General features: G+C 44.7%; 12 protein-coding genes and 2 pseudogenes. 7 read left to right on the top strand and 7 right to left on the bottom strand.

What is annotated here, in order from left to right:
- Nucleotides 1-192, bottom strand: a pseudogene (locus H579_RS29505) (IS4-like element ISCku4 family transposase); the annotation flags it as partial.
- Between the two features lie 265 nt (nucleotides 193-457).
- On the opposite strand from H579_RS29505, the gene H579_RS26360 reads away from it, so the two are divergent.
- On the top strand, nucleotides 458-1,279 hold the full coding sequence (locus tag H579_RS26360) for a DUF6997 domain-containing protein (RefSeq protein WP_211224748.1): 822 nt from the start codon (nucleotides 458-460) through the stop codon (nucleotides 1,277-1,279).
- 482 nt (nucleotides 1,280-1,761) lie between these two features.
- Here the strand turns inward: H579_RS26360 and H579_RS0117925 are convergent, their stop codons facing one another.
- Nucleotides 1,762-3,432: a 2-isopropylmalate synthase gene (locus tag H579_RS0117925; RefSeq protein ID WP_028301818.1), complete on the bottom strand. Its 1,671-nt coding sequence runs from the start codon at nucleotides 3,430-3,432 to the stop codon at nucleotides 1,762-1,764.
- Between the two features lie 101 nt (nucleotides 3,433-3,533).
- Between H579_RS0117925 and H579_RS0117930 the strand changes: the two genes are divergently transcribed.
- From H579_RS0117930 to H579_RS0117945, 5 genes and pseudogenes are all read left to right on the top strand, one after another.
- Nucleotides 3,534-4,328 carry an AraC family transcriptional regulator gene (locus tag H579_RS0117930; RefSeq protein WP_051227847.1) on the top strand — a complete coding sequence of 265 codons (795 nt, stop codon included), beginning with the start codon at nucleotides 3,534-3,536 and terminating at the stop codon, nucleotides 4,326-4,328.
- A 27-nt stretch (nucleotides 4,329-4,355) separates the two neighbouring features.
- Nucleotides 4,356-4,817: pseudogene (locus H579_RS28085) on the top strand (IS66 family transposase); the annotation flags it as partial.
- 24 nt (nucleotides 4,818-4,841) lie between these two features.
- On the top strand, nucleotides 4,842-4,985 hold the full coding sequence (locus H579_RS29915) for a transposase domain-containing protein (protein ID WP_281167067.1): 144 nt from the start codon (nucleotides 4,842-4,844) through the stop codon (nucleotides 4,983-4,985).
- Nucleotides 4,933-5,148: a helix-turn-helix domain-containing protein gene (locus tag H579_RS30155; RefSeq protein ID WP_425411357.1), complete on the top strand. Its 216-nt coding sequence runs from the start codon at nucleotides 4,933-4,935 to the stop codon at nucleotides 5,146-5,148. The genes H579_RS29915 and H579_RS30155 overlap by 53 nt, the downstream gene beginning before the upstream one ends.
- A gap of 148 nt (nucleotides 5,149-5,296) precedes the next feature.
- On the top strand, nucleotides 5,297-6,040 hold the full coding sequence (locus tag H579_RS0117945) for a hypothetical protein (protein WP_028301822.1): 744 nt from the start codon (nucleotides 5,297-5,299) through the stop codon (nucleotides 6,038-6,040).
- Nucleotides 6,041-6,455: 415 nt separating this feature from the next.
- Here the strand turns inward: H579_RS0117945 and H579_RS0117950 are convergent, their stop codons facing one another.
- The 4 genes from H579_RS0117950 to H579_RS0117965 form a co-directional block, all read right to left on the bottom strand.
- Entirely contained in the window at nucleotides 6,456-6,989 is a 534-nt protein-coding gene (locus tag H579_RS0117950; protein ID WP_028301823.1) for a GNAT family N-acetyltransferase, read from the bottom strand.
- Nucleotides 6,986-7,255, bottom strand: coding sequence for a type II toxin-antitoxin system TacA family antitoxin (locus tag H579_RS29515; RefSeq protein WP_028301824.1), 270 nt, complete (start codon nucleotides 7,253-7,255; stop codon nucleotides 6,986-6,988). Before H579_RS29515 ends, H579_RS0117950 begins: the two co-directional genes overlap by 4 nt.
- A 222-nt stretch (nucleotides 7,256-7,477) precedes the next feature.
- Complete coding sequence (locus tag H579_RS0117960; RefSeq protein WP_028301825.1) at nucleotides 7,478-7,960, bottom strand: putative signal transducing protein; 483 nt, start codon at nucleotides 7,958-7,960, stop codon at nucleotides 7,478-7,480.
- 160 nt (nucleotides 7,961-8,120) lie between these two features.
- Nucleotides 8,121-8,405, bottom strand: a complete 285-nt coding sequence (locus H579_RS0117965) for a MazG nucleotide pyrophosphohydrolase domain-containing protein (protein WP_025640084.1) — start codon at nucleotides 8,403-8,405, stop codon at nucleotides 8,121-8,123.
- Between the two features lie 695 nt (nucleotides 8,406-9,100).
- On the opposite strand from H579_RS0117965, the gene ltrA reads away from it, so the two are divergent.
- On the top strand, nucleotides 9,101-10,396 hold the full coding sequence (gene ltrA, locus H579_RS0117970; protein WP_245583302.1) for a group II intron reverse transcriptase/maturase: 1,296 nt from the start codon (nucleotides 9,101-9,103) through the stop codon (nucleotides 10,394-10,396).
- Between the two features lie 68 nt (nucleotides 10,397-10,464).
- Here ltrA and H579_RS0117975 read toward each other — a convergent pair whose 3' ends face one another.
- Nucleotides 10,465-10,935 carry a hypothetical protein gene (locus H579_RS0117975; protein WP_028301827.1) on the bottom strand — a complete coding sequence of 157 codons (471 nt, stop codon included), beginning with the start codon at nucleotides 10,933-10,935 and terminating at the stop codon, nucleotides 10,465-10,467.
- Nucleotides 10,936-11,045 lie beyond the last annotated feature (110 nt).

An 11,045-nucleotide genomic window follows, 5' to 3' on the forward strand; every position in this document is an offset into this window, starting at 1 on the left:
AAACAGGTGTAGAAGAGAGGGGTAATGACGGGGATTAAGAGATAGTGCTCGAATAAAGCTGGAAACACCGGCGTTATCGGCTCGGACAGTAAAGCCCATAAGAACGAGGCATAACCATAAGAATGTTCGTTTTCTTGAGCAAGCTGATTTTAAAGACTGGACAGCGGCAAACCACACCCACCATAATTTCATAGTCGCCTCCTGGTTTTTGGCCTGACTTTGGTTTGTGGTGAATTTAAGTCCAGACCATAAACTAGAGAGGCGTCAAGCTTATGCTTCCTCTATCGAGAACTTCGCACTGTCCAGTAAACAACGCATAAACCAAAAAATACGCTGACTCTCACCAAGCCAATCAGAATAAGTACCCAACTACGCAAAGTAATCAGGCATTGCTAAGGCTACTCAACACATTGATAATCTAGGGTTATTAAGCATCGTATGATAAAACAGGGACGTTATGTTCAGTCAGGCTATACAAGAAATGGAGCAATCCGGGCAGCTGGTCAGTGAGCCAAGATCATTTAAGGTTTATATCGAACAGCAAGGATTAGGTAACAAAAGGACCGCAGATTATATCTCTGTGCAGTCCTACGCTGGCCTGCACCCTGAGCTGAAAGAAGCCGGTTACACCGTACTTAGACTGGGTGCCCCACAGGGTAGCAAGCATACCCACTTCGCTCTTGCCAAAGTGCAAAACGGCTGGAGCGACTTCTTCCTGATAGATGAAGAGATATTCAGCGGGCAACCCGTGGAAACCTTCGTCCCCAGTGAAAGTGCCCAAGACTTACTGGCCTTTCAGCTATTGCCCAACCTGACAGAAACCTCACTGGTTAATCTTGCCCTAGCATCTGGCCTGTTGCCAAAAGCTTTAGGTATAACCACGAAGACACAAACCATACCCGCCACCGGACAAAGCACCTTCTCATTCGACTTTAAACCCCTACACAACAGCCCCACAGTGTTGGGCCACCAAAACGGCCAGGTCGAAATAGATGCCCTCTTTGTCGGTCAGCGCGATGGTAAAAAATGCTTATTTGTTGTTGAGGCCAAGTCCGGTAAAAAGCTCGACTCCTTAGCGAAACAAAAGCTGCTTTACCCCGTATTAGCGATAAAGCAAAGCGTACCCATTGACATGCCGGTAATACCTGTATACCTGCGTACTATCCGAAAAGGTGATGCTATCGAATTTAATATTGCTGAGTGCGATTTTCACGGTGAAGAAGCACTGAGCAATATGATGGTTAAGCAGGTAAAGTGTTATTCACTTTATGGGTTTTGATACGAGTAGTACTGACCATTGATGGAGTATTCTTTGACTTCCAGAGCTTGCTACCTTTTAACTTGCTGATAATCAGGAGTAATTCTATGGATGTCCCATTTTGGTGATTGATTTTTCATACTCTCTGACTTGATTAGCGTCTTGGTCAAAAGCCAACGTTCAGGAGAACGTGTACTGAACAGTATCAGTCTTGGTGTTCATATTAAAGCCGCAGTTGCGTGTGGCATCACCAGCAAAGGGCCGTGGCGTAGCACTGCATGAACCTAAAGCCGACAATAGAATTTCCGTTGGGCAAGGGGCTTTCTCACTTGTAGCGTCAACATTAAACGTAAAGCCGCTTTCAGTTGACACGTTAAAACGACAATCACTATCCCATTTTATATTAATACTCATACGTCCCTACTCTTTGATTTCACTATTATTGATTGCATTTAACGCCGTGCTCTGCGAGCAATAAACAGATTTTACTTTATACATAGAATTTATTTGCATTTAAAACCGCTTACTCTTTCTAATGCACTTAACACAGCAAAGATAGAAGCTGTTGTGCTATTGGTATGAATGCCTACACCAAAATACGAGCCGGATAAGCCATCAATAGATAATTCAATCAACGCTATCGCTTCTGCATCATTACCTTGCCCTAGGTTTCGCTCTTCATACGACAATACAGTTGCTTGCTGTGCTAATGCGTCCAGTGTTGCTGCGATGGGTCCATTACCTCGCCCTTTTACTTGCCGATGTTTGCCTTGAGTGGACTTTAAATCCAACACAATTTCTTGTCCTGATGAAGTTTCAAATAAGGAGTGTCGCTGATAACCGTATGTAGCAGAGGCTTGCTCGGGCTGTAAATAGGTGCGAGTAAACAGCTCCCAGAGTTGCTGGCTGGAAAACTCCGCCTCCGCACTGTCCGCTTGTTTTTGTACAATTGAGCTGAACTCCACCTGCATGCGGCGAGGCATTTGTATACCGTAATCTTGCTCCAGCAAAAATGAGATACCTCCTTTACCTGATTGACTGTTAACGCGTACGACACCATCGTAAGTACGCCCTAAGTCTTTAGGATCAATCGGCAAGTAAGGAACGCGCCATAGTGCATCGGCTTGTTGTCGCTTGAAACCTTTAGCTATGGCATCTTGATGCGAGCCGGAAAATGCAGTGAATACCAAATCCCCCGCATAAGGATGACGCGGATGTAAAGCAATTGCAGTGCACTCTTCCACCGTTAATGCCAAGCCTAAAATGTCTGAGAAATCCAAACCTGGGGAAATACCTTGAGTGTACATATTCAACGCAATAGTAACCAAATCTAAGTTACCGCTGCGTTCGCCATTACCAAACAAACACCCCTCCACTCGATCAGCCCCTGCTAATAAGGCCTGCTCTGCACAAGCGACTCCTGTGCCACGATCATTATGCGGATGCACAGATAAAATGACTTGTTGGCGGCGCTGCAAATGGCGGTGCATCCACTCGATTTGATCAGCAAACACATTTGCGGTGCTGACTTCTACTGTAGTTGGCAGGTTGATGATCATAGTCTGAGTATCGTCTTCTAGCCATTCATCCATCGCCGCATGGCACATCCGTAGAGACACTTCTAACTCAGCCATGCAAAATGTTTCTGGTGAGTACTGCAACACCCATTCGGTATCTGGAAAATCCGCAACACGCCTTTTCAAATATCGAACATTATCACGAACTAACTGCTCAACCTGCCCTACCGATAGCCCAAAAACAATCTCACGCCAATCTGGTGCCACTGCATTATATAAATGCACAATGACGCGCCGTGCTCCGCTCATACTCTCTAAAGTACGATCAATAAGGTCATGACGTAACTGTGTCATAACCATAGGGGTAGTATCTTCTGGAATGAGATTTTGCTCAATTAACTGGCGACAAAAATTAAAATCGATTTGTGAACCCGCTGGAAACCCAACCTCTATTTCTTTAAAGCCAACCTGCACCAAAGTCTGAAACAATTTATGCTTTCTATTGAGGTTCATTGGCTCAAATAATGCTTGATTGCCATCTCTTAAATCGGTAGACAACCAGATCGGAGCTTTATTAATCGTCCGTTCAGGCCACTGACGATCGGCTAACTGAACGGGTGGGTGTGAAATATACTTACAACTGGGGTCAAGCAACATGGGTAAACTCCCTAACAATCAAAAATCGATCCACATGTTAGGTTTTCATTGATTGTCTCGATATCTATAATAGAGCAAATTATATAGACAAAAAGACAATTATGGGTAAGTCCGTAGCCGACAAACACAAGCTCAACCTGTTTGAAACATCTAAGCTGCCGCTACATGGCATAGCTGTAGATTATCCAAAAGGGCACTTTATTACTTCGCACCAGCACAGCAACAGCGCTCAGTTGATGTATGCTATTTCAGGCACACTGCTGATTGAAACTCAGGCAGGGCGTTGGTTGGTACCACCTAATCGAGCGGTATGGCTGGCTGTTGGTGAAGAGCATTCTGTGATCATGCGCAGCCGTACTCAAGTGCGCAGCATATTAATCAAAGCGCACACAGCTAATTCAACGCGACCTAATGAAACAGCTGTTATTAACGTCACGCCATTACTCAAAGAATTAATACAAGCTGTCACCTTACTGCCCATTGACTATGGAGCAGACAGACACGCAAATTTATTGGTAAATTTATTATTGGAAGAATTAAAACGACACCACGCTCTCAATCTATTATTGCCTTGGCCCAAAGAAGCTCGCTACCACAACGTCTGTGAATACCTTACAAACCATTTAACCGATGCACGACCAATCGCGGAATGGGCAAATGAGCTATATATTTCAGCCAAAACCTTTGAGCGACAGTTTGTACAATTAACAGGTCTTTCTTTTGGTAAATGGCGACAACAAGCCCGTTTACTCTATTCTCTGGAAGCGCTTAACGAAGGGCTCCCCATAACTGAAATTGCCCTAAACTATGGCTACAGCAGTCACAGTGCTTACAGCGCAGCATTTAAGGCATTTTTTGGGCAAAGTCCATCTAGCTTTATAAAAGGCCAAGGATAAAGACATAGCCTCAACAAATGAGAACTCATGTTTTTACAACATGCCGCTGACAGCCTAGGAATTTCCCTGAGTGCTCTTAGTCGCTGGGCCCATGCACGACGCAAGTTCGATGAAGCAATCAAAGCTCTGGATAAACCGAAAAAAGGGCAGACAGCGAAGGCAGGTAAAGCTCAGATGGGGCTGAGCTATATCCAAAAGCTGTATCGGATAAAAAAAGAGATCAAGGATCTGTCACCGGAGGAAAAATATAGCATTCGGCAAGAGCGTAGCCTGAAAGCCCTCAATGAGCTGCATAGCTGTTAGAAAAGCCTTGCCTCAAGCTCCACCGCAAACGACTCTGGGTCAAGCGCTTACCTACCGGCATAACCAGTAGACAAGCTTGTGCGTTACTGCGACGCAGGCCATCTTCGCATGGACAATAACCTGACAAAAAATGCGATCAGGCCGTTCGTGATCGGTCGGAAAAACAGGCTGTTCAGTACAAGCCAGGCGGGAGCACATACCAGTGCTAACTTGTACAGCCTGATAGAAACGGCGAAAGCGAACGGTCTGGAACCGTGGGAATATATGATGGATGTCATGACCGATCTACCAGCAGTCAATAGTGTTGATCACCTGGAAAGTCTATTGCCTTGGAATCGCCCCTCTCAAAAGTAAAAGTGGGGCGAAGGCCTGTGCCCGATTGATACATACTGACTTGCCCGTGAGCGTGATTGCTGAGCAGGTTGGTATGATAGATACCACTCATTTTATTCGGCAATTTAAAAAGCATCCTGCCACTAAACCCTCCCGGTGGCGTAAACCGTATTCTGACCATTAAGCGGAAATATCATGCCGGTATATACGTCGGTCGGAAAATAAGGACCTGTCATATGCTGTGATCACAGCAATATCGAGCATGGTTGCTGCTGGTGTAAATTTTGCTTGTGATTATTTTTTCAAAGCTAGTGCAAACTCAAGGAGTCGATATGCAAGTTTCAAGTTTACAGGTAACTGATCGCACCGCTCTGATACAGCAGCGTCAAGCCGAGTTGGGTCAGAGCTTTCAGGCTATGATTGCAGGACTGGCTGAAGGCGGAGCTGGAAGTGACTATGTTGGTAAGCTCCAGGAAAATAAGACTCGCTTTTTAGAACTAGTAACACAAGCAGAGCAGAAAACGGGTGATGCCAAGTCACAATTATTGCAATTGAACCGCGAAGACCGTGCGGTCTTGCAGAAGGTGCATGGGCTCGCTGATGAAATAACAGACGACATGATCAGTGACATGAGTAAAGAAGGAGCAGCCAATCTTCTTCGAATGCGTGGTGATGGCTTAGATGATAATAAGGACGCCTTCACTGAGGTCGGTCTTGCCAAGCTCTTTCAATTTCCAAATTCAAATACCCCGGATGATGTCGTAGCGGCGTGGGAGAAGGCCACAGTCGGTATGACGGCGATGGAGAAGATGATGGCCCAGACCCCCATGATGATGTCGGTTTTGACCGCAAATATCAGTGTCAATAAAGATGGTTCGGTGAATGTGGTTGAGCCTGGTGACGAAGGCTTTGTAAATCCATTTGCCCAAGATGACTTCTCTTGGGTTGAATGGGGGCAGGAGTATCTGGATTATCTTGATGACTTTCGGACAAAGATGAGTGCTGAGCAGTACTTCCAGGGTCGCTCTTTTATGTCAGGATTTGTTCATAATCTGCAAGAAGAAGGGGTTGCCTAAACAAAAGTGTATTGGGCTACTGCCGTTTAACCCGGATACTTCATCTAAGGACTAAACAAAAACGGCTGAAAGCTTTATGGTTATTGGTGTCTGGACAATATCCCAAAGACTTCAGCCGAGGGCAAAATGCTACCGCACTCTTTGCAGTTTTCATCCCTTAAAAAGCGCATTGTTTAATGCTCAATTTTCTGGCGGGCATATATCATCCGATTCAGTCCCAATGATTGTGAGCGGGAATCTTACCGATTACAGAAAGTCGCTTAACTGGACTGATAGTATTTACTTGAACACGTCACTGCGAGATGGTTCGATTATGCTTCACTATCCTGAGTGAAACGCCCTGTACGGACCCGCATGCAGGGTGTTGTGGGGGCTGAGGGCTAGATACCCTCGGCTACCCGATTATATTCGTAGCCTATTGATTAAAAAGCTGTTCTACCGTTTTCATTGGTAAGAACATGCGAATACGCCCATTATGTTCGCACAATACTTCAAAGCCGAACTTCGTATAGAACGCTTGAGTGGAATCTGTCAGACAGTCGACAACAATTGCGTATGCCCTCATGTGATGATTCACTTCCCACAAGTACTTCAGTGCGCGAATTAGACTAACCTTTCCGAGCCCAGAGTCATGAAACTCTTTGTGCACAGCTAATTGAGCCAAAAGAAAAACAGGGATTGGATACCTGGGAAGTTTCTTCGCTAGTTGTGCTGGCAATGTTTCTCGGCTAATTGAACACGGTGCAACACTATAAAATGCACAAATAGCGAATTTTTGATTTAACAGTGGTTGAGCACTAGGTAGAACCATTGTTCGGCTAATGCCTGCTTGCATGTGCTTTGCAGCTTGAGTTTTGATAAATGTGTTTAGCTCTTGCTCACCACAGTCAAATGAGTTGCGGTCATGCTTTGATTTACTTAGTTCTACGAACTCTTTACCCCAACTCACTTAATACCACTTTTATCTGTAAATTTGGCAGCCTCAAGCAAAGCTTGATTCGGTGCTTTTGCTTTATTACACGCAGCCATAAACTCGTCAAAGACACTGTCTTTAACCGTAATACTTTCATGCTCTTCAATAACATGAGTCGCATCTTCGTCCATAAGCCTCACTACATATTCAGTGAGACTTTTTAAACCAAGTAAAGCCGATGCCTTTTCGGCTTTTGCCTTGATCTCTTCATCAAGGCGAATATCTAACCGTGCCGTTGCCATAACCCCTCCTACGTACGGATGCATTCCGTAACTTGAGAGATTATAGTGCAAACTTAAAGCACATTCAATTTGTACGGAAAGTTTACGGATCGAGAGAGGGTATAACGCCCAATTAAGGGGTGAACAACGCCTCCACCCAAACCTAAAGCATTGTGCCATAAACACTTAATTTGAAGTAGAACCAAAAATGCCAAGCATTGGGAATCCCTCTTAAATTGTTTGTTATGGCGCTAAACTTGAAGCTAGTTGTTGAATGTCAATTAGGTCTACTTCCCTGCCCAATATCCGCTTGTACTCTACCAATTGGTGGACTGGGATAACCTGTAATTCGATGCCTTGATAGCTTTTGGCTACTGACTTTGAAAAGTCGATTTCCAGTTGGTACCACGAACCGTCCAACGATGACTGGATTTTTGTATTGAGAGCCAAGCCTATTTCAATTTTTTGATTTTGATAGACTAGCTGAAAATACTCTAAATCCCAGCCATATTCCGAGTAGTGAGTAAGCGGTTTAGAAATATACGGGGCAACGTGAGCAAGTATTTTATTTGCATCTGAGTTATGGATATAGAGATCAATATCTGCAATTTCACGACTACCACCATGAATTGTTGCCGCTAAACCACCGACAATTTGGTATTCGATACTCTCCGATTCCAAAAGACTTTTCAGCCAGTTCAAGGCTACTTTTACTTTCTCGCTCATATACTCCCTTAGCTGATTTTTGCTCTGCGCCATAACGCCTGTTTAAGGGGTGAAGCACGCAACACCGATGCTACCGCATACCGCCTTAATCACTAAAACCAACGCATAGTAAAAATGCCACGCGTGCTGAATCCCTCTTGAACAATTTGTTATACGCGTCCTATCGGTTGTACTTAACTTTATTCAAAACTTCTTTTAGTTCATGCGTTTTCTCAAGGTTTACACCGTGAATATTGGCTAGAGCACAAACATAATACAAAACGTCATATAACTCTTCTGCGACTGAACCTTTGAGCTCATCTAGCGTTGGTTGCCCACTTTTGCCTTTGCGAATAGATTCCGATAATTCGCCAACTTCTTCGATTAGTTTTAAAAAATAGTGTTCAGATTGCTCTGGCGCATAATCGAATTCTTTTATATGACTTTGTAACTCAGATAACTTCATAACGTCCTTTTTGGATCATTTTCCATAAAGCGTATAACGCCCGGCTCACCGAGCAAATTTTTGATGGCGGCTTTTGTGCGTGTTTTTGCACAAAAGGTGACAGCGGAAATTTGTCCGGTGCAGCCGCTTGTGTACGCCCAGCATGGGCATGAACTAATGAGGTGAAAGTCCTCTGTAGGAAGGTCACCATCCATAGCGGTTTATTACCGTTATTAGATGTTAACTACTCGCGAATGGCAAGGGCCCAACCGTGAGGGAAGGTCTGGAGGAAGCCGCTAGCAAAACTGCGAGCTGATGAACAAGAACATCATATGAGGCGTAGGCTGAAGGCGAGTTGGCACAAGACGACGAAGCCATGTGATTTAACGGCCACCGTAAATGATGCAGTTGTGCAGGGAAAGTTCATGTCCTTATCTGGGGAGATCTGATTAACAGGCGATCGGTTTGTAACCAGTGAGGCTCTGGTATAGAAGTGCCTTGGCTCCTCTGACCCCATCGACAAAGGAGAGCGAACAAGATGGATACCGATAGCGCCAATAGAGGTAACTCTATGGGTGATTAAGCAGAAGTCAGCAGACGGCATAGTAGCCTAACACCCATCGTAATGGATGGGACACGGCGAAGGCCTGAACACTCAGTTGAATAAAGGAGGAGCCTTGTCAGACTTGAACGCACGAACACCGCACGGTGGGGACGTGACTCAGCGTATTGTCATGAAGCCAGCCTTTCGTACAGATCTACTCGAACAGGTACTACAGCCTGATAATCTTCAGGTTGCATGGAAACAAGTTCGAGCCAATAAAGGGGCTGCTGGCATTGATGGAATGGCCATTGATGAATTCCCCGATTGGGTTAAATCAGGCAACTGGAAACGGGTGGTTCAAGAACTGGAAACAGATCAATATTACCCTTACCCGGTCAGACGTGTTGAAATCGATAAACCTGATGGCGGTAAACGCCAGCTAGGAATTCCAACGGTTACTGACCGCGTAATCCAACAAGCCATAGCCCAAGTTCTAACGCCCATCTTCGATCCAGATTTTTCGAACAATAGTTTCGGATTTCGCCCCCATCGTAATGGGCAGCAAGCGGTTAAACAGGTACAAAGCATCATCAAAACGGGACGCCGCTTTGCGGTGGATGTTGATCTGTCTAAGTTCTTTGATCGAGTTAACCACGACCTACTGATGACGTTCCTTGGCTACAAAGTGAAGGATAAACGGCTTCTGAAGTTGATTAAGCGTTATCTCCGAGCTGGGTTTATCGATAACCAGCTCTATAGCGAGTGTCGAGAAGGCGTTCCACAAGGCGGCCCATTATCGCCACTTTTGGCCAACATTATGCTCGATCCGCTAGATAAGGAACTGGAGAAACGAGGTCACCTATTCGCTCGATATGCTGATGACTTCACTATCTTGGTCAAAAGCCAGCGTGCAGGTGAACGTGTACTGAATAGTATCAGTCATTACCTGCAAAACCGTTTGAAATTGGTCGTTAACACAACCAAAAGCCGTGTCGTTAAAACCAGCGAAAGCAAGTTCTTAGGGTTTACCTTTAAAGGACAGCGCATTCAGTGGCACCCGAAAACGCTGGAGAAATTTAAACAGCGGGTTCGACATTTAACGAACCGTAACTGGGGCGTGTCGATGCGATATCAGCTCTTCAAAATCAGTCAGTATCTACGTGGCTGGATTAATTATTTTGGTATTGCCAACTGCTATCAACGCTGTGTCGATCTGGATCATTGGATACGACGCAGAGTAAGGATGGCTTATTGGCGTCAATGGCGAAAACCACGTACCAAAGTAAGGAATCTGATGAAGCTTGGTGTTTATGTTCAAGCCGCAGTTGCGTGTGGCATTACCAGCAAAGGACCGTGGCGTAGCGCTAAAACTCCGGGGATTAATCAGGCCCTGTCCTTGGACTACCTGAAATCCGAGGGACTTTACTCGCTACGAGATGGTTGGATTAAGCTTCACTATCCTGAGTGAAACGCCCTGTGCGGACCCGCATGCAGGGTGTTGTGGGGGCTGAGGGCTAGATACCCTCGGCTACCCGATTAGAGCCATTTTTGTTTTGGTTCCGTCTTTTCGTTTAACCACGTAAGTACACAACACATAAAAAGAGAACCCAAAACCAGAATACTACTGGCAACGCTTACAATGAAAGCACTGTTATCAAAACCATGCTTATATGCGAGTAAGCCAATTGCAGTTGGTATGGTCCCTGCAATAGCTCTGTAAATACTGTGTATTGTAAAACCAACTTGATGTGAAAACCGATGCGCAGCACTAAAGAAATTGGACACTTGTTCTTTGGTTTTTAAAATGTACTTGTTGATTGCCCAAATGAATAAATGCAATAAAAGCAAATAGAAGAAATAGATAACTACAGGATCACCTGGATTAAGCGCTGAAAGAGTTTTTACAACATCTGAACTTGGATTTGAATTAACTACTATAAGTAATGGCAATGCACCAATCAGCAGAGCAATCAGAATTTCCGATATTAATAGCTTGAGTATACTCACTTTGCCTCCTTACTCTAACATCTATGGACGCCCCATTTTTGGCAAGAAGTTTCTTTTCGACAAGTTAAGGTTTGCAGCCATCTATTCGGATTTTTTATGAAGCACTGAGC

Source organism: Oceanospirillum beijerinckii DSM 7166 (assembly GCF_000422425.1).
In the GTDB taxonomy this organism is placed as follows: domain Bacteria; phylum Pseudomonadota; class Gammaproteobacteria; order Pseudomonadales; family Halomonadaceae; genus Oceanospirillum; species Oceanospirillum beijerinckii.

Bases quoted from the DNA above. Each gene is read 5' to 3' on its own strand.
- H579_RS26360 (WP_211224748.1), top strand. From the start codon at position 458: ATGTTCAGTCAGGCTATACAAGAAATGGAGCAATCCGGGCAGCTGGTC.
- H579_RS0117925 (WP_028301818.1), bottom strand. From the start codon at position 3,432: ATGTTGCTTGACCCCAGTTGTAAGTATATTTCACACCCACCCGTTCAG.
- H579_RS0117930 (WP_051227847.1), top strand. From the start codon at position 3,534: ATGGGTAAGTCCGTAGCCGACAAACACAAGCTCAACCTGTTTGAAACA.
- H579_RS0117945 (WP_028301822.1), top strand. From the start codon at position 5,297: ATGCAAGTTTCAAGTTTACAGGTAACTGATCGCACCGCTCTGATACAG.
- H579_RS29515 (WP_028301824.1), bottom strand. From the start codon at position 7,255: ATGGCAACGGCACGGTTAGATATTCGCCTTGATGAAGAGATCAAGGCA.
- H579_RS0117960 (WP_028301825.1), bottom strand. From the start codon at position 7,960: ATGAGCGAGAAAGTAAAAGTAGCCTTGAACTGGCTGAAAAGTCTTTTG.
- H579_RS0117965 (WP_025640084.1), bottom strand. From the start codon at position 8,405: ATGAAGTTATCTGAGTTACAAAGTCATATAAAAGAATTCGATTATGCG.